The 19,138-nt window shown below is 42.0% G+C and carries 17 protein-coding genes and 2 tRNA genes; 11 read left to right on the forward strand and 8 right to left on the reverse strand.

What is annotated here, in order from left to right; genetic code table 11:
• The first annotated feature begins 91 nt into the window (after positions 1–91).
• Positions 92–1,075, forward strand: a complete 984-nt coding sequence (locus NW213_RS14830; protein ID WP_375338161.1) for a glycoside hydrolase family 43 protein — start codon at positions 92–94, stop codon at positions 1,073–1,075.
• Between the two features lie 146 nt (positions 1,076–1,221).
• On the opposite strand, the gene alaS is transcribed toward NW213_RS14830, so the two are convergent.
• On the reverse strand, positions 1,222–3,843 hold the full coding sequence (gene alaS / locus NW213_RS14835; protein ID WP_258323259.1) for an alanine--tRNA ligase: 2,622 nt from the start codon (positions 3,841–3,843) through the stop codon (positions 1,222–1,224).
• 130 nt (positions 3,844–3,973) lie between these two features.
• Between alaS and NW213_RS14840 the strand changes: the two genes are divergently transcribed.
• Both NW213_RS14840 and NW213_RS14845 read left to right on the forward strand, forming a co-directional pair.
• A complete protein-coding gene (locus NW213_RS14840; protein WP_235340131.1) occupies positions 3,974–4,942 on the forward strand; it encodes a M23 family metallopeptidase in 969 nt (322 codons plus the stop codon).
• A 17-nt stretch (positions 4,943–4,959) separates the two neighbouring features.
• The gene (locus NW213_RS14845; RefSeq protein WP_154044480.1) at positions 4,960–5,307 is read left to right on the forward strand and encodes a MerR family transcriptional regulator; all 348 of its coding nucleotides are present in this window, start codon (positions 4,960–4,962) and stop codon (positions 5,305–5,307) included.
• On the opposite strand, the gene NW213_RS14850 is transcribed toward NW213_RS14845, so the two are convergent.
• From NW213_RS14850 to NW213_RS14870, 5 genes are all read right to left on the reverse strand, one after another.
• Entirely contained in the window at positions 5,304–7,574 is a 2,271-nt protein-coding gene (locus NW213_RS14850; protein WP_258323260.1) for a bifunctional (p)ppGpp synthetase/guanosine-3',5'-bis(diphosphate) 3'-pyrophosphohydrolase, read from the reverse strand. The genes NW213_RS14845 and NW213_RS14850 overlap by 4 nt on opposite strands.
• 105 nt (positions 7,575–7,679) lie before the next feature.
• Positions 7,680–8,918, reverse strand: a complete 1,239-nt coding sequence (locus tag NW213_RS14855; protein ID WP_258323261.1) for a lytic transglycosylase domain-containing protein — start codon at positions 8,916–8,918, stop codon at positions 7,680–7,682.
• Between the two features lie 3 nt (positions 8,919–8,921).
• Positions 8,922–9,713 (reverse strand): DUF5683 domain-containing protein, encoded by a 792-nt coding sequence (locus tag NW213_RS14860; RefSeq protein ID WP_258323262.1) that lies wholly within the window; start codon positions 9,711–9,713, stop codon positions 8,922–8,924.
• An 11-nt stretch (positions 9,714–9,724) separates the two neighbouring features.
• A complete protein-coding gene (locus NW213_RS14865) occupies positions 9,725–10,609 on the reverse strand; it encodes a ParB/RepB/Spo0J family partition protein (RefSeq protein WP_154044483.1) in 885 nt (294 codons plus the stop codon).
• Between the two features lie 6 nt (positions 10,610–10,615).
• Positions 10,616–11,380, reverse strand: a complete 765-nt coding sequence (locus NW213_RS14870) for a ParA family protein (RefSeq protein WP_154044484.1) — start codon at positions 11,378–11,380, stop codon at positions 10,616–10,618.
• Positions 11,381–11,653: 273 nt separating this feature from the next.
• Here NW213_RS14870 and surE point away from each other — a divergent pair, with 273 nt between their 5' ends.
• The 6 genes from surE (at position 11,654) to pyrH (ending at position 17,520) form a co-directional block, all read left to right on the forward strand.
• A complete protein-coding gene (gene surE / locus NW213_RS14875; RefSeq protein ID WP_258323263.1) occupies positions 11,654–12,427 on the forward strand; it encodes a 5'/3'-nucleotidase SurE in 774 nt (257 codons plus the stop codon).
• Between the two features lie 73 nt (positions 12,428–12,500).
• On the forward strand, positions 12,501–13,634 hold the full coding sequence (gene lpxB, locus NW213_RS14880; protein WP_258323264.1) for a lipid-A-disaccharide synthase: 1,134 nt from the start codon (positions 12,501–12,503) through the stop codon (positions 13,632–13,634).
• A gap of 270 nt (positions 13,635–13,904) precedes the next feature.
• A complete protein-coding gene (locus tag NW213_RS14885; protein WP_258323265.1) occupies positions 13,905–14,669 on the forward strand; it encodes a DUF1295 domain-containing protein in 765 nt (254 codons plus the stop codon).
• Between the two features lie 4 nt (positions 14,670–14,673).
• Complete coding sequence (locus NW213_RS14890) at positions 14,674–15,900, forward strand: NADH:flavin oxidoreductase (RefSeq protein WP_258323266.1); 1,227 nt, start codon at positions 14,674–14,676, stop codon at positions 15,898–15,900.
• On the forward strand, positions 15,900–16,754 hold the full coding sequence (locus NW213_RS14895) for an SDR family oxidoreductase (RefSeq protein WP_258323278.1): 855 nt from the start codon (positions 15,900–15,902) through the stop codon (positions 16,752–16,754). Before NW213_RS14890 ends, NW213_RS14895 begins: the two co-directional genes overlap by 1 nt.
• A 55-nt stretch (positions 16,755–16,809) precedes the next feature.
• Entirely contained in the window at positions 16,810–17,520 is a 711-nt protein-coding gene (pyrH, locus tag NW213_RS14900; protein ID WP_154044489.1) for a UMP kinase, read from the forward strand.
• A gap of 97 nt (positions 17,521–17,617) precedes the next feature.
• Here the strand turns inward: pyrH and NW213_RS14905 are convergent, their stop codons facing one another.
• Complete coding sequence (locus tag NW213_RS14905) at positions 17,618–18,133, reverse strand: histidine phosphatase family protein (protein WP_258323267.1); 516 nt, start codon at positions 18,131–18,133, stop codon at positions 17,618–17,620.
• Between the two features lie 160 nt (positions 18,134–18,293).
• Between NW213_RS14905 and NW213_RS14910 the strand changes: the two genes are divergently transcribed.
• Positions 18,294–18,366: transfer RNA gene (locus NW213_RS14910), tRNA-Pro, on the forward strand.
• A gap of 21 nt (positions 18,367–18,387) precedes the next feature.
• Positions 18,388–18,471 (forward strand) — tRNA-Leu (locus NW213_RS14915).
• 109 nt (positions 18,472–18,580) lie between these two features.
• On the opposite strand, the gene NW213_RS14920 is transcribed toward NW213_RS14915, so the two are convergent.
• On the reverse strand, positions 18,581–19,033 hold the full coding sequence (locus NW213_RS14920; RefSeq protein ID WP_071148000.1) for a DUF4405 domain-containing protein: 453 nt from the start codon (positions 19,031–19,033) through the stop codon (positions 18,581–18,583).
• Between the last annotated feature and the right edge of the window lie 105 nt (positions 19,034–19,138).

Consider the following 19,138-nt stretch of genomic DNA (forward strand, 5'->3'; position numbering starts at 1 on the left):
CGGAAACAGACTGGCTTGAATTTGACTAACTCTATTAATGTTCAATCTAAAAAACAATCATATGAAAAAGCTTACAGAAACTCTGTTTGTCATGTTTATGGCAATCATTGCCTATTCGTGTGGCGGCACAAAGCAGGCAGGCGAAAAACAATTCACCTTTACGGGCAATCCACTGATACGCGACAAGTTCACCGCCGATCCTGCACCTATGGTATATGACGGCCGTCTGTATCTGTACGTAGGTCATGACGAGTTCTACGAAGGACAGGACACCGCTTCCGGAGGCAAGGAATTCAACATCACCGAATGGCTCTGTTACTCCACATCCGACATGAAGACATGGACCGACCATGGCTCCGTGCTCCGCCCCACCGACTTCAAGTGGGCTGTAGGCGAGGCATGGGCTTCGCAGGTGGTGGAACACAATGGTAAGTTTTATTATTACACCACCGTACAGGCAGGCGAGCCCTTCACCGGCAAGGCAGTGGGAGTGGCAGTGGCCGATTCACCTACAGGTCCCTTCACCGATGCCATAGGACGTCCGCTTGTGAGCGACGACATGACTTCCAACGGCGAGCGCGGCTGGTGGAACGACATCGACCCTACGGTACTGATTGACGACGACGGCACGGCCTGGCTCTGCTGGGGCAACGGTACATGTTTTCTTGCCCGCCTGAAGGACAACATGACGGAGATTGACGGCGAGATAATGACCCTTGATCTTCCGCAGTATGTAGAAGGCCCGTGGCTTCACAAGAAGGACGGCATATACTACCTCACTTATGCCTCTATGGGCGACGGACGCGAGAATATCTCATATGCCACAGCCGACAGTATAGGCACTGAATGGAAATATTGCGGCGAACTGACAGGCATGGCCGAAAACAGTTTCACCATCCACCCGGGAATAGCCGAATTCAACGGCGAATGGTATCTGTTCTATCATAATGCAGTCCTTACAATCGACGGACACAAGGGAGCCATAGGACGCCGTTCGGTATGTGTCGATAAGCTTTATTATAATCCTGACGGGACGATGAAGCCGGTGGAGCAGAGTGGAAATGGATTAGAGTAAGATATTAAAGCAGTAAAGTATCAGAGGAGGTAAAGTGATAAAGTTGTAGAGGAATGAAAGTGATACAGTGATAAAGTAAAAAAGGAGGTAGAGCCACACATCCGGGCTTTACCTCCTTTATCTTCTTTAATATTTTACTGCTATACTTACTTTCTTCCTGCCATTTCCAGCAACTTGTCAACAGCCGCATTCAGTCCGTCAGCGTTCTTGCCTCCCGCAGTTGCAAAGTGAGGCTGACCGCCGCCACCGCCCTGAATAAGTTTGGCAGCCTCGCGAACCATGGCACCCGCATTCATGCCGGCTTTCACAAGGTCTTCGCCAAGCATTACAGTCAGCATAGGCTTGCCTTCGTAGGCGCTGCCGATTGCCACAAACAGGTTGCCGCCCATTTCGCCTTTCAGCTGGAATGCCAGATTCTTCACAGCGTCTGCCGGAAGCGGAAGCACGGTACTGATCACCTTCATGCCGTCAACGTCTTTTGCGCCCTCTATCAGCTTGGCCTTCACAGCCGCCTCTTTCTCCTTCATGAACTCTTCCATCTGTTTCTTCAGACCGGCATTTTCGTCGATATATTTAGTGATGGCCGCTTTCAGGTCAGGAGCATTGTTGAACAGAGCCTTCAGGTCGGCCAAAGTATCCTGGATAGTGTCAAGCATCTCTTCCACCTTGGCACCTGTCACAGCCTCTATACGGCGCACGCCCGCAGCTACAGAACTTTCGGAAATGATTTTCACCATACCAATCTTACCTGTAGCCGATACATGAGTACCGCCACAGAACTCTATAGACGAGCCGAACTGAACCACGCGCACTTCATCACCGTATTTCTCGCCGAAGAGAGCGATGGCGCCCAGTTCCTTAGCCTTCTCGATAGGCAGATTGCGGTATTCAGTCAGAGGAACATTCGCGCGTATCTTCGCATTAACCAGATGTTCCACCTCACGGATCTGTTCAGGAGTAACCTTCTGGAAGTGTGAGAAGTCGAAACGCAAAGAATCCGGAGTCACGAGCGAACCTTTCTGTTCTACGTGAGTACCGAGAACCTCGCGCAAAGCCTCGTCAAGCAAGTGTGTACATGAGTGGTTTGCGGCACAGGCATCGCGTTTGTCAGTATCCACACAAGCCATCATCGGAGCTTCAGGATGTTCAGGCAGTTTCTTTGCGATATGTATAGGAAGATTGTTCTCCTTCTTCGTGTCAATAATCTCTATAGTCTCGAATTCGCTTACCAATACACCTGTGTCACCTACCTGGCCACCGCTTTCGGCATAGAAAGGAGTGTCGCTCAGCACTATCTGATACAGAGTCTGGTTTTTCTGTTTTACCTGACGGTAGCGGAGGATTGAAGTTTCATACTCAGTATAGTCATATCCCACGAATGTAGTCTCACCTTCTTTCAGTGTAATCCAGTCGCCTGTCTCTACAGCAGCAGCGTTACGCGCACGCGCTTTCTGTTTCTCCATCTCAGCCTCGAAACCTTTCACATCGGCAGTAAGTCCGTTTTCGCGGAGGATAAGCTCGGTAAGGTCGAATGGGAAACCGAATGTATCATACAGAGTAAACGCATCCACACCGCTGATTTCAGTCTTTCCGGCAGCCTTGGCGTCGTTCATAGTTTTGTCAAGCAGGCGGATACCCGTCTCAAGAGTACGAAGGAATGACTCTTCCTCTTCCTTGATAACCTTTTCTATCAGGTTCTGCTGAGCCTTCAGTTCAGGATAAGCCCCACCCATATTTTCCACCAATACAGGGACAAGGCGATACATGAATGCCTGCTTCTGTCCGAGGAATGTATATGCATAGCGCACTGCACGGCGCAGGATACGGCGGATAACATAACCCGCTTTTGCGTTCGACGGCAACTGACCGTCAGTTATAGAGAAAGCAATAGTACGTATATGGTCTGCAATAACGCGCATAGCCACGTCTGTCTTTTCTTCTTTTCCGTACGCTACGCCAGCCATGTCGCCTATCACCTTGATGATTGGCTGGAACACGTCAGTGTCATAGTTTGAACGTTTTCCCTGCATAGCCATACAAAGACGTTCGAATCCCATACCTGTGTCGATAACCTTTGCAGGCAGAGGTTCAAGACTGCCGTCAGCCTTACGGTTATACTGCATGAACACAAGGTTCCATATTTCAATCACCTGAGGATGGTCGTGGTTCACCAGCTCGCGTCCCGGCGCAGCCGCGCGTTCTTCTTCCGGACGGAGGTCGATATGGATTTCCGAGCAAGGTCCGCATGGTCCTGTATCACCCATTTCCCAGAAGTTGTCATGCTTGTTACCGTTTATGATATGATCCTCCGGCATGTACTGTGCCCAGTAACCTGCAGCTTCGTTGTCGCGTTCAAGTCCTTCTTCAGGGCTTCCTTCGAACACTGTTGCATAAAGGTTTTTAGGGTCAATCTTGAGTACATCAACCAGGAACTCCCATGCCCACGAGATAGCTTCCTTCTTGAAATAATCGCCGAACGACCAGTTACCCAGCATTTCGAACATAGTGTGGTGGTATGTGTCGTGACCCACTTCTTCCAGGTCGTTATGTTTTCCGCTCACACGCAGACATTTCTGCGAGTCTGTCACACGCTTGTATTTGGCAGGATGATTTCCCAGTATAATGTCCTTGAACTGGTTCATACCTGCATTGGTAAACATCAGTGTAGGGTCGTCCTTAATCACCATTGGTGCAGAAGGCACAATCTGATGTCCTTTCGACTCGAAAAACTTTACGAACGAGTCGCGGATTTCATTTGCTGTCAACATATTTATATTCTATGATGGTTAATATTCTGAAAATTGATTTGCAAAGATAACTTGTTTTATTATTTTTGTCGTTAAATTTGGTACAAAATATTGATATATTGTATCTTATTTTTTCATAAAACGAATAGTAATGCGTAAAGTTTATTATATATACAACCCCAAAACACGAACGTACGATCGTATTTATCCCACTTTACGCCAAAGAATAATGAGTTATCTGAGGCGTTTGTTTGTAGGTATGGGATTGGGAGCAGGTAGTTTCCTCGTCTTTTTCTTCATTTTCGGTTCTCCTTCGGAAAAGAGTTTGCGAACGGAAAATTCACAACTTCAGGCACAATATCATATCCTGTCCACAAGACTTGACGAGGCGCTTGATGTGATGAAGCAGATTCAGCAGAGAGATGATAATCTATATAGGGTTATAATGCAGGCCGATCCGGTAAACGACAGGCTTAGATTGGCAAGTTACGGAAATACCAACAGATATGGTGAATTGATGGATATGGCGAACTCCAGACTGGTTGTCAATACTTCCAAGAAGATGGATCTTCTTGCCAGACAGTTGTATATTCAGTCCGAATCGTTCGATGAAGTTGTGGAAATGTGTAAAAAACATGACGAGATGCTTGAATGTATTCCTGCCATCCAACCTGTTTCAAATAAGGATTTGAAAAGAACGGCTTCCGGATACGGGGCACGTATAGACCCGATTTATAAAACAGTTAAGTTTCACGAGGGTATGGATTTCTCTGCAAATGTCGGAACGCCAGTATATGTGACCGGTAATGGTAAGGTAATAAAGGCTGGATGGGAAGGACTTTATGGAAACTGTATCACTGTGGATCATGGCTTTGGCTATGTGACAAAGTATGCTCATTTGAGTAAAATCAGAGTGAGAAACGGTCAGAATGTTGTCAGGGGAGAAATTATAGGTGATGTAGGAAGTACCGGAAAGAGTACTGGGCCGCATCTGCATTATGAAGTGCATTTGAAAGGAAAAGTGATGAATCCTGTCAATTATTATTTTATGGATCTGAATGCTGAAGATTATGATAAGATGGTAGAAATTGCATCTAATCATGGTAAGGTTTATGATTGATTCTAAGTTGTTATTCTATGGCATTGCGTACAGATAAAGAGTTGAAGATATATTACTCAATAAGTGAGGTTGCACAAATGTTTGGTGTAAATGAATCTTTATTGAGGTACTGGGAAAAAGAATTCCCTTTTATTGCACCTAAAAAAGCAGGTGGAAATATCCGTCAGTATAGAAAAGAAGACATCGACAATGTCAGGCTGGTATATCATCTTGTAAAGGAAAAAGGTATGACTCTGGCAGGTGCTAAACAGAGACTAAAGCAGGAGAGAGAACTTGAAGTGAGGAATGTTGATATTATCGAACGCCTTAAAGATATAAAAGAAGAGCTCCTCAGTATTCGTAAGGAGCTCGATTATATGACTTAATCAGTTGTATCGTCATCAAAATTTTCGATTCGGGTTACTCTTTTTACATTTTCTATTTTCTTGAGGTCATTGCATATTGTATTTACATCGTCAACGTCATGTACATACAATTGTATTCGCCCTTCAAAAATACCATCATTAGACTCTATATGCAACTTGTGTATGTTTACATTAAGTTGTTGTGATATTATCTCTGTAACCTTATTCAGAATTCCTATACCATCAATACCTTTTACAAATACGTTGACAGGGAAATAGAGAGCCTTTCCTGTTTCCCATTGTACGGCCAACAGACGATTTCCAAAGCTTGATTTCAGTTGCGCTGCAATCGGACAGTGCAGTTTGTGGATAATTATTCTATTATTGTCGTCAATATACCCCAAGACATCATCTCCTGGTATTGGCTTGCAACAATCTGCGATGATATAATTTTTTTGTATAGTATCAGGAGTAAGCTTTACAATCTTCTTCTTGTCAATGTTTATTGCCGCAGGTGTTTCCTTCTGGACATTCTTGTTCTTGTTGCCTCCGCCAAATGAGAAAGGAATGAATTTTTTCCAGCCATTGCTGACTGTCTTTTCCTTCAATTCGTCAATGTCACTATCGCCCAGCTTAATAACTTTCTGTCCGATTTGTATCATCAACTCATCCGGTGATTTTATTTTATGAAGATTACACAACTTGGAAATGTTCTCATCGTTGAATTCAATCTTTGCATTTTTGAGGAAGTCATTAAGCATATCCTCGCCAAGCTGCTGTGTCTCTTTGCGTTCACGTCTGAGTATTGCCTGTATTTTGGCTTTGGCCTTGGCTGTAGTTGCGAAGTTTACCCAGTCCGGTTGTACTTTCTGTGATTTTGATGTAAGTATTTCCACTTGGTCTCCACTTTGCAGTTTATGGCTTAGTGGTACAAGCTTGTGGTTAACCTTGGCTCCTATACAGTGGCTTCCAAGGAAAGTATGTATAGAAAAAGCAAAGTCAAGAGCCGTACAGTTTTGCGGCATCGTCTTTATTTCGCCCTTAGGCGTAAATACGAATATCTCTGACGCGAAAAGATTAAGCTTTATTGTATCAAGGAAATCAAGTGCATCAGGTTGCGGATCATCCAATATTTCCTTGATTGTGTGCAGCCATTTTCCTAATTCGCCTTCATCCTCGCTTATTCCACCTTCCTTGTATTTCCAATGAGCAGCAAAGCCCTGTTCCGCAATTTCATTCATTCTTTCGCTTCTTATCTGCACTTCAATCCATCTTCCCTGATTGCTCATCAGTGTTACATGGAGTGCCTGATAACCGTTAGCTTTAGGATGGCTGACCCAGTCTCTTAATCTGTCTGGATGAGGCTTGTATATACTTGAGATGGATACGTAAATGTTGAAGCAGTCAATTGCTTCCTTATCTGGATTTTCAGGTTCAAAAATGATTCTTACTGCAAGGATATCGTATATTTCCTCAAAAGTGATGTGCTTGGTCTGCATTTTGTTCCATATAGAATATGGTGATTTTACTCTTGCCTGTATTCTATATTTCAGTCCCATATTGTTAAGCTGCTCTTTTATCGGGGCCGTAAACTCTTCAAAAAGAGTGTCTCGTTCAGCCTGTGTGGCTTCCAGCTTTTTCTGTATCTGGGCGTATGCTTCAGGATGCTCGTATTTGAAGCTCAGATCTTCAAGTTCAGTCTTGATCTTGTTCAGGCCCAATCTGTTGGCCAACGGAGCATATATATACAGTGTTTCCCCTGCAATCTTATATTGTTTGCTAGGCAACATGGATCCAAGTGTACGCATATTGTGCAGGCGGTCTGAAATCTTTATCAGGATTACTCTGATATCATCATTCATTGTAAGAAGAAGTTTCTTGAAGTTTTCTGCTTGCGCCGAAGCTCTGTCTCCGAAGATTCCTCCAGATATTTTTGTCAGTCCGTCAACGATAAGCGCAATCTTCTCCCCGAACAGATTCTGAATATCTTCTACTGTATAGTCTGTATCTTCTACCACATCGTGCAGCAGTGCGGCACATATTGAGGTAGAGCCAAGACCTATTTCGCAGCATGCAATTCTTGCCACTGCTATAGGATGTAATATATAAGGTTCGCCAGAACGTCTGCGTACACCTTTGTGCGCTTGTTTGGCAAAATTGAATGCTTTTGTAATGATTTCTACTTTCTTTCTGTGTCGGCTTTCCAAATATCTGTCCAATAGCTCTTCAAAGGCTTCGTTTATCACCTTCTCGTCAGCTTGTTCCTGAGTTAACTTTTCATCCGTCATATACGTATTCCTCCAAAAATAAGATAAGTGCAAAAATATGAAATAATCAAAAAAAAGCAAGTATTTCTAAGGTAATTAATTGAAATACTTGCTTTTTAAATGCATTTATCTAATCCTGATAGTCTTTCCGGCGCGTATATTGCTTCCTTTTATGCCGTTCAGTCTTCTTATCTGGTTAACGCTTACTCCATATTTGGCAGCTATACCTCCCAGTGTCTCTCCATTTCTGATTTTATGATATACTTCAGCAGTCTTAGGAGTAGTGACTTTTACTGTAGATCTTCTGCTCTGATATATTTGAGGTTTATAATTGTAAATGCTGTCTTCGTGTTCCAGAAAACAACTTACCATATTGTTTGGCAGTCTTAGCGCATAAGTTTTTGTATTGCCCGGAATTATGTCTTTTCTGAATTCGGGGTTTAATGCGCGAAGCTGTTCGATATTCATTTTACATACATCTGCTATCTGGTTCAGGTTTAAATTCCTGTTGATGTGGATTGTATCTGTGCCCTCCGGCATTTGCATAGCCATTGGTCTGATGTTATGCTCGCAATAATAAGTCATTATATAATTTGCTGCAATAAATGCCGGAACATATCCTCTGGTTTCTTTTGGCAATAGATTGTATATTGACCAGAAGTCTGTTGCTCCTCCGGCACGTCTGATTGCTTTGTTGATATTTCCCGGACCGCAATTATATGCTGCCAGAACAAGATTCCAATCGTGATATATATCATAAAGATCTTTCAGGTACCTTGCTGCCGCATATGTCGATTTAATAGGATCCCTTCTTTCGTCAATCAGAGAATTTACTTCAAGGCCATAGATTTTTCCTGTTTTTAACATGAATTGCCATAATCCTGTAGCTCCCTGTCTGGAAACTGCATTAGGGTTCAGGGCTGATTCTATTACCGGCAAATATCTGAGTTCCAATGGCAATCCGTATATTTCCAGTGCTTCTTCGAATATAGGCATATACAGATTGTTTGCACTTAGCATGAATGATACAGTCTCTCGCAATTTTGTAGTGTATTGGTCAATGAATTTTTTGATAATATCATTGTATGGCATTTCTATTATTGCGGGAATTCGCTGAAGTCTGTCTATATATACAGAATCGCTTATATTGGGATTGGAATACCCTGATTCGCAGCTTATAGGTGTAATATAGTTTTTTGAAATCCAGTCGAGGTATAAACTGTCAGTAGCAGAAAGCATACCTTGTGGAAGTTCTATCTCTTCATTTTCTCCTTGGTCATTCCTTACGGTAATAGTTTCCACTTTCTCTTGTGCATACAAAGTGGAAAAAACTAATGATAAAAGGCTAATTAAAATTTTTCTCATACTCTAAAATTTAATATTACATTGTAAGCCTATACCTTGCGGGCGGTTACGTAATACGTCATTAAATAATGTCGGCTCCAGTTTAAGACTCAAATCTTTTGATATGTCGAAATCAGACAGTTCAGCATCTACATATGCATCGATAACCGATAAAAGATAAACGCCTATGAATGCAAATATGCTAAGGTCTCTCTGGCGACGGTATATGTCTTTGGCATTCTTGAATGTATTCTGATAATATTCCAGATTGCTTTCAATGTCAACGTAAGGCGGAATGAAGTCTTTATAACTGTCATTGTTAGGGTTGTCACTCATAATGTCCTGATATGCCTGTGAATAGTCATTATACATCTTTGTATTCCATGTCAGTGCGTATGCGCAACCCACAAATCCACCATATATTATAGGTAATTTCCAGTATTTACGGTTGTAAATCTGTCCGGCACCCGGAAGTACCATTGCCATCCATAATGATTTGTTAGAGTCAGGTATCCAACGTTTTACAGGCTTTTTCTCCTTCTCGTTCAGAATAGAATCGCTTTTTAATGAAATCATTGCAGTATCAACAGGAGATTCCAGCTCTTTGATTTTTTGCGCAACTTTGTCGTCCTGCTCAAGTGATATGATACTGTCTTGTGCGTTTACTGTTATGCTGTCGTTAATGATGTTTATTTCATTGTTGACAGTCATTAGTTCATGCACGCACATCGCCTGAACCCCCTTCATGTCGAGAAACAACATGATGGAGATACAGAATAAAACCATTATAGGATATATGTGGACTTTATGTTTCAAAACTCTAATCTTTATTCTGGTTGTTTTAACGAATCCAATATTTCCATTATTCTTTCAAGGTCGGCTTCGTCATTGAACGGGATACTTATTTTACCTTTTCCTTTATTGTTGCATGACAACTGTACCTTTGCTCCGAAGAAACTTGAGAGATGGTTTTGCAGAACTCCGAATGTTTCAGGCAGTTTTTCATTCTTTACAGTTTTCTTTTCCTGCTTTTCTGCATTCAGCGATTTTACAAGTTCTTCCACTTTTCTTACGGAATATCCGTTGGCTATTATTTCATTGAATATTTTCAATTGTATCTGCGGATCGTCTATAGAAAGGAGAGCACGTGCGTGTCCCATATCTATTTCCCTGTTTTTTAATGCAACCTGGATAGTGGCAGGTAGTTTCAGAAGTCTCAGATAGTTTGCTACGGTAGTTCTGTTTTTTCCTACTCTTTCGCTCAGCCTCTCCTGAGTCAGTTCATATTGTTCTATAAGGTGTTGATAGGCAAGGGCTATTTCCAGCGAGTTCAGGTCTTCCCTTTGTATGTTTTCTATCAACGCCATTTCCATCACATTTTCATCATCTGCAGTCTTGATGTAAGCCGGGATGGTTTTAAGTCCGGCAAGTGCTGAAGCCTTGTATCTTCTCTCCCCGGCAATAATCTGATATGAGTCGTCGTTTATTTTCCTTAATGTAATAGGTTGAATTACACCTACTTCTGATATAGAATCGGCAAGTTCCTGCAATGCTATCGGGTCAAATTCACGTCGCGGCTGGTTAGGGTTGGCAGAAATCTTGCTCAACTCTATTTCGCCGATATTTGACGAACCGGATGTATGCACTTCCTCATTGTTGGATATAAGTGCGTCCAGTCCTCTTCCTAATGCAAATTTTTTCTGTACTGCCATATCTTATTAAATATTTTTCATTATTATTTCGTTGGCCAATGCCAAATGGTTTTTGGCTCCTGTTGATTCGGCATCATACAGTATGGCCGGTATTCCGTGGCTTGGCGCTTCACTCAGTTTTACGTTGCGTTGGATGATGGTTTTGAATACCAGTTCCTGGAAGTGTCTTTTTACATCATCATATATTTGGTTTGCAAGACGCAATCTGGAGTCGTACATTGTCAGAAGAAAACCTTCTATTTCCAATGACGGATTAAGTTTAGTCTTTATTATTTTTATTGTGTTTAGCAGTTTGCTTATTCCTTCGAGGGCGAAATACTCACACTGTACCGGTATGATGACAGAATTTGCGGCTGTCAGGGCGTTTATTGTTATAAGTCCGAGTGATGGTGAACAGTCAATAAGTATATAGTCGTATTCATCTTTCATCGGTTCCAGAGCCTTTTTCATTATTTTCTCTCTGTTCTCCAGATTAAGCATTTCTATTTCAGCCCCTACCAGGTCTATATGAGATGGTATGATGTCTAATCTGTCAATATCGGTTGTATAAATGGCTTCTCTTATATCAGTTTGATTGATAAGGCATTCATAGATTGAGCAATCGATTTCGTTTACGTTCACTCCAAGACCTGAAGAAGCGTTAGCTTGCGGGTCGGCATCTATAACCAATACCTTTTTTTCCAGAGTAGCCAGTGATGCAGCCAAGTTTATTGTTGTAGTAGTTTTCCCTACACCGCCTTTTTGGTTGGCTAAAGCAATTATTTTTCCCATATTAATCAGTTTAATCTTGGTGCGAAATAACTAATAATTAGTGATACGACCAATTAAAAAACTGTTACTTTTGCGGAAAGTGTTGATAACTTACCGCTTTTGTTAATAACTAAACTTGGGCAAAGATACTGAAAACCACATAAAAAACTAATCCGGTTTATGAAGATTAAGATTTGAAAACGTATTGTCACATAGTTTTTTGTAGCATTATCTGAAAAGATTGTAACTTTACGTCGTTTTTAAAGTAACTATGATTTTAATCCCTTTATGTATATGGCAAATAGTAAACCTCTTTTATTGCTGTCGAATGACGATGGCTATCAGGCTAAAGGTATCAACGAATTAATAAAAGCATTGCGCGGTGAAGCCGATTTGGTTGTTGTGGCTCCAGACGGCCCACGTTCAGGTGCTTCGTGTGCAATAACTTCTGCTGTTCCTGTGCATTATGAAAAGGTTAAGGAGGAAGAAGGACTGGTGGTGTATAAATGTAGTGGAACTCCGGTAGATTGTACCAAACTGGCCATGCATACCATCTTGGGACGTACTCCCGATATGATTATAGGAGGTATAAATCATGGTGATAACTCTTCTGTCAATGTACATTATTCCGGGACAATGGGGATAGTAATAGAAGGATGTCTGAAAGGAATTCCATCAATCGGTTTTTCTCTTTGTAGTCATGCTTCTGATGCAGACTTCTCATTTACATTGCCATATGTCAGACAGATTGTGAAGGAGACGTTGAAAAACGGACTTCCTTACGGAACATGTCTTAATGTGAATTTCCCTGATACGAAAGATCTGAAAGGTGTTCGTATATGCCGTCAGACAGACGGAGTGTGGATAAACGAATTTGCCGAATGTAACCATCCTCGTCACGGTGGATATTATTGGCTGACAGGATCTTATAAAAATTATGAACCGAATGCCGAAGACGCAGACCATTGGGCTCTAGATAACTGTTATGTAGCCATAACACCGACAAAAGTTGATGTTACGGCATACGAACTAATGGAGAATATGAAGTCGTGGAACTGGTCTCTTTAAGAAAACAAGGCAACAGTTACAAGGTTACAGTTGCAAACTCAATAACTTACAAACTTAAAAACTCAAAACTTACATGAAATATTATCTGATAGTAGGAGAGGCCTCAGGCGATTTGCATGCTTCAAACCTTATGTGCTCGTTGAAAAAGTATGATGAAAATGCAGAATTCCGCTTTTTCGGAGGTGATCTTATGCAGAGTGTGGGTGGAACACTGGTCAAGCATTATAAGGATATGGCATATATGGGTTTTATTCCCGTGCTTTTGCATTTGCGTACCATATTCCGCAATATGAGTCTGTGTAAATCGGATATATTGGAATGGAAACCTGATGTGATAATTCTGGTGGATTATCCGGGATTTAACTTGAAAATAGCCAAATATATCAAGCAGCATACGGATATCCCTGTCTATTATTATATCTCTCCTAAAATATGGGCATGGAAGGAATACCGTATAAAGGATATAAAGCGTGATATAGACAAGATGCTTTCCATACTTCCTTTTGAAATAGATTTCTATAAGAAGCATAATTACCCTATATCATATGTAGGCAATCCTAGTGTCGATTCAGTTTCGGAATATCTTGCAAAGCATCCTTCTGACAGACTTTCTTTTATTAAAGATAACGGGCTGTCGGACAAACCTATAGTGGCGATACTTGCAGGAAGCCGAAAACAGGAAATAAGGGATAATCTAACTCGTATGATGGAAGTAGCCCGTTCCTTCCCGCAGTATCAGTTTGTGGTGGCAGGAGCGCCAGGTATATCACATGATTATTATAAACAATACATAACTCCTGAGACGAAAATAGTATTTTCGCAGACATACAGATTGCTTCAGCATTCTGTGGCGGCTATGGTTACGTCCGGCACTGCAACACTGGAAACAGCATTGTTTGGAGTACCTCAGGTGGTATGTTACTATATGTCGGCCGGAAAACTTGTATCTTTCCTCAGAAAGTTCCTTCTGAAAGTGAAGTATGTTTCGCTGGTAAATCTTATCACAGGCAAGGAAACAGTGAAAGAACTTGTTGCTGACGGTATGACAGCCTCTAACCTGAAGCATGAGTTTGCTGCCATATTGCCCGGAGGGGATAAACGTGAAAGTGTACTGGATGGGTACTCGCAGTTGAAAAGTATATTGGGAAATCCAGGAGCATCCGAAAAAGCGGCAGAGATTATAGTTGAGGCGTTAAGGTCGAAATAGATTCGTATATATAAGGTGTCCAACCGGAGTTTAAATACCATTTAAACTACGGTTGGATTTTTTTTATGAAAATATACATAAACCGTCACACGTACGTGTGACGGATGGAACACGAACGTGTCACTATAGTAACACGAACGTGTCACGAGCGTTACACGTACGTGTAACGGTTTCTCAGAACAGGCGTTTTTCTTATTTAGCTCCATGTTTTGTCATCAATAATTGACCGAATGGAAATAAAATCATAAATTTGGGGAAAATACGAATTCTATGATTAATACTTTGTTTAATGTCCTGATGTACATTATGCCTGTGTTGGCTATAATAGTATTCATTGCTTTATTTTTCATAAAGGCAGGCTATGGTATATTCCACACCAAAAGTTGGGGCTTGAGCCTTCCCAATAAAGTGGGGTGGGTGATAATGGAATGTCCAGCATTTATTCTTATGGCAGTAATGTGGCACACCGGACAGTATTCGCTGATGTCCGTTCCCGCTGTTTTCTTCATCCTTTTCGAGATACACTATTTCCAGAGGGCATTTGTTTTCCCGCTTCTGATGAAAGGTAAGAGCAAGATGCCCGTAAGTATAATGCTTATGGGAGTAGTGTTTAATCTTATCAACGGTTTTCTTATAGGATATTCATTGTTTCATATTGATAATTATGAAAAATATTCGACAGACTGGCTCTATTCACCTTATTTCATAATAGGAACGTTGATATTCATTGCAGGAATGGTGATAAACCTTCATTCGGACAATGTTATAAGACATCTTCGTCCGAAAGGTGATACAAGGCACTATTTCCCGCAAAAAGGAATGTACCGTTACGTTACGTCTGCCAATTATCTGGGAGAGCTGATGGAATGGACAGGATTTGCCATACTTACATGCGATGCGGCGGCATGGATATTTGTGGTATGGACTTTTGCCAATCTCGCTTCACGTGCATACGCTATAAGGAAACGTTATGTGGAGGAGTTCGGAACGGAAGTGGTAGGAAAAAGAAAATGTTTGATACCTTATATATATTAGGAATATGGAAACATCAAAACTATTTACAGAATATAAGATTGGCCCTTTGACGCTTAGAAACCGTACTATACGTTCGGCTGCGTTCGAAAGTATGTGTCCCGGCAACAAGCCGTCGAAGGCTTTGTATGACTATCATGTGTCGGTTGCTCATGGTGGAGTGGGAATGACTACTGTGGCATACGCTGCGGTGACACGAAGCGGACTGTCTTTCGACCGACAGTTGTGGATGCGTCCTGAGATTGTTCCAGACCTGAAGAAACTTACTGACGCTATCCATCGTGAGGGGGCTGCTGCAAGCATTCAGCTTGGGCATTGTGGAAACATGTCGCATAAGAAGATATGTGGCGAAACACCTGTCGGTGCATGTACAGGATTTAATCTCTATTCGCCGACGTTTGTTCGCGGACTCCGTAAGTATGAGCTTCCTGTTTTGGCAAAGGCGTATGGAGATTCTGTTAGATTGGCTCGTGAGGCAGGTTTTGATGCCGTAGAGATACATGCCGGACACGGGTATCTGATAAGCCAGTTCCTTTCACCATATACCAACCACAGAAAGGACGAGTATGGCGGTTCGTTAGAGAATAGGATGCGTTTCATGGACGAAGTTATGACAGAGGTGATGAAAGCTGCCGGAGACGATATGGCTGTTCTGGTAAAGATGAACATGCGCGATGGCTTCAAGGGAGGAATGGATATAGACGAAAGTCTGAAAGTGGCGCAGCGTTTGAAAGAGGACGGTGCTCAGGCCCTTGTGCTTAGTGGAGGTTTTGTCAGTAAGGCACCTATGTACGTCATGCGTGGCGCAATGCCTATAAAGACTCTTACTCATTATATGGACTGCTGGTGGCTGAAGTACGGTGTAAAACTCTTCGGACATCTTATGATACCTACAGTACCTTTCAGCGAGGCTTATTTCCTTGATGATGCACTGAAGTTCAGAGAGCAGATAAAGGATATTCCGCTGGTATATGTAGGCGGACTTGTTTCAAGAGAGAAAATAGATGAGGTGCTGAACAAAGGATTCGAGTTTGTACAGATGGGGCGTGCCCTGCTGAATGAACCGGGATTTGTCAATCGTATGAAGATGGAAGAATGTGCCCGGTGCAATTGCGGACACAGCAATTACTGTATAGGCAGAATGTACACAGTGGATATGGCATGTCATAAGCATCTGAAAGAAGAACTTCCGCCTTGCCTGAAAAAAGAAATTGAAAAATTGGAGAACAAATGATGAAGAAGACTGCTGTAATAACGGGAGCCGACGGAGGTATGGGCTCGGAAATAACCAAGGCCGTTGCGTTGGCAGGTTATCATGTGATAATGGTGTGTTACACCAGTTTCAAAGGTGAGGAAAAGAAAAGCAGGATTGCTCTTGATACCGGCAATGATGATATAGAGGTGGTTCAGGCAGACCTGTCTTCTATGGAATCGGTGGTTGAGGCCGCAAGAAAGATTAAGAGAAAAACACCTTCAGTGGAACTTCTGATGAATAATGCCGGCACGATGTGTACTCATTTCACACGTACGGAAGACGGCTTCGAACATACAGTGGCAGTGAATTATCTGGCTCCGTATCTTCTTACACGTTTGTTGTTGCCATTGATGCACGAAGGGAGCAGGATTGTGAGTATGGTTTCGTGTACGTACGCCATCGGAAAAATAGGCCCTAATTTCTTTACGAAAGGACGTGAGGGTAGTTTCTTCCGTATCCCTATATACAGTAATACAAAACTTGCACTCTGGCTTTTCACCCGTGAACTCTCTGAAAGAGTGAAAGACAAGGGAATAACTGTTAATGCTGCCGACCCTGGAATCGTTTCTACCAATATCATCAGGATGGATATGTGGTTTGATCCTCTTACGGATATTCTGTTCCGTCCGTGTATCCGTACTCCCCGACAGGGAGCTGATACAGCGATACATCTTCTGCTTGATGAAAAGTACGAAGGAGTTACCGGCGGAATGTTTGCCTCTTGCAAGCAGAGGAAATTAAGCGACAAGTATCTGCATCATCCACAGATGAAAGAACTATGGGAACAGACGGAGAAGAAGATGGAAAGCTTTTTAGTTTCTGAAAATTTGTAAGGTAATAATCAAATAAGTAATTTTGTTTCGATAAAATAATAAACGATAAAAAGTTATGGCTAAATTCAAAAGAATCCTCCTTAAGCTGAGCGGTGAAAGCTTGATGGGAGAAAAGAAATACGGTATAGACGAAAAGCGCCTTGGCGAGTATGCACAGCAGATCAAGGAAATACACGATATGGGTGTGCAGATTGGTATTGTGATTGGCGGTGGTAACATCTTCCGCGGACTTAGCGGTGCTGGTAAGGGATTCGACCGTGTGAAAGGCGATCAGATGGGTATGCTTGCTACAGTTATCAACAGCCTCGGACTTAGCTCTGCTCTTGTGGCGGCAGGTGTGAAGGCACGTGTGCTTACAGCAATCCGCATGGAACCGATAGGTGAGTTTTATACCAAATGGAAAGCCATCGAGGCAATGGAAAACGGCGAAGTGGTAATCATGTCTGCCGGTACAGGAAATCCGTTCTTCACTACAGATACAGGCTCTTCATTGAGAGGTATTGAAATTGAGGCCGACGTAATGTTGAAGGGTACTCGTGTAGATGGTATCTATACTGCTGATCCTGAGAAAGATCCTACAGCAACCAAGTTTGATGAAATCACATACGATGAAGTTCTTGCACGCGGACTTAAGGTTATGGACCTGACTGCTACATGTATGTGTAAGGAAAACAATCTGCCTATTATTGTATTCGATATGGATACAGTTGGTAATCTGAAAAAAGTTATGTCTGGAGAAAACATTGGAACTCTGGTTCATCCTTGATTTCCGGTTGATATAAATACATAAAAAAGAAAGTTATTAACAGGTATGCACAAAGCTGTTAATAACTTTCTTTTTTGTTAATAACTCTCTTTTCTGTTTATAAAGTGAACTTCCTTACTTCGGCATTCTTCATGTGCTGAATGTTGTATAGCTCATTTATATCTACTCCCAATATATGAGCCTGGATGGATCGGTTGATAAGTCCGTGCGCCACTACCAGTACATTTTTCCCGGAGTATTTCTCCTTTATATATTCCACTATACGCTTTCCACGTTTATAAAGCATTTCTTTGGTTTCGGCATCTTCCGGAGGATTCTGTTTATCAACTGAGTCTATCTTTAGCCCTGTCCATTTCCCCCAGTCTATTTCTCTGAGCAATTTTGTCTTTTCCCAGGGCAGATTTCTGTCTGCTATGGCATAGTTCACGGTATCGACTACACGTTTAAGGTCGCTGCTCAGTATGCAGTCTATTTGGATACCTTCAAGTTCCTTTCCCAGGTTTCGTGCCTGCTCAATGCCATCGGCTGTCAGTGTTCCCGGCAGATGTCCCTGAAAAATCCTCATAAGGTTTTCTTCCGTCTGTCCGTGGCGTGCAAGATATATTGTTGTCATGGTGTTTATAGCTTATAAAATATACTTTTGCGGCTCAAAAGTATGAATTTTCCTATATTCAACAATGATATTTTATGTTTTCGAGCAAAAAATATTACAAAAGTTTTGCAAATACCGATTTTATGAATACCTTTGCATCCGCAAACGAAAAATTCTCACTCGGAATGTAGCGCAGTTGGTAGCGCACTACGTTCGGGACGTAGGGGTCGGGCGTTCGAGTCGCCTCATTCCGACAGAGAATAGAAAGTTAACAAGCCCAGATGGCGGAATCGGTAGACGCGCTGGTCTCAAACACCAGTGGAGTAACATCCATCCCGGTTCGACCCCGGGTCTGGGTACAAGAAAAAGAGCTAAGTATTTGCAAATCAAATATTTAGCTCTTTCCTTTTTATATTAATGTTCCCAAATTGTTCCCGAATATCCTCTTACAAGTTACTAAAGAAAGTTCTAAGCTATAAATATCGGGAACTTACTGTTTTTTGTATTTAAGGACTTGCGAAGAGCAGACAATCGCTTTATAATGTGCCCGATAGCTATGATTATCATTATGATACCTATTTTATAATGCCACAGTCCAAGTGGAGAGTTTGCTCCGCTTACTCCAAGTAATACGATACCTGTAACGGACAGCAATAAAAATATGATAGACAGAACTGCTGTAACCTTGCTTTTCCTGCCTATTCCGTTTTTTATGATTCCCTTATACCACCCCCAGTGTGTTGTCACATGGAATATGATGGCAACAAGGAACAATACACTGCTCACGACATGAACCACTGCCCAGTTATGCCATACTTCGTGGCTGTTCCCATGTCCGGCTATGTGCAGACCAATTCCTGAAATGGCAGACACGATGAATACAACGATTAAAATCCAGTCGATTACAAAAACTTTTTTCATACATTTCCAAATTTAATGGTGCAAAGGTCACTACTTTATCGGAAACGGACGATAACAATTGTAAAGAAATGGAGCTTAGCGACGGTTTCTGATGCGGGAGAGCGA

It is taken from the genome of Bacteroides sp. ET336 (genome assembly GCF_024733815.1).
Taxonomy (GTDB): domain Bacteria; phylum Bacteroidota; class Bacteroidia; order Bacteroidales; family Bacteroidaceae; genus Phocaeicola; species Phocaeicola cellulolyticus.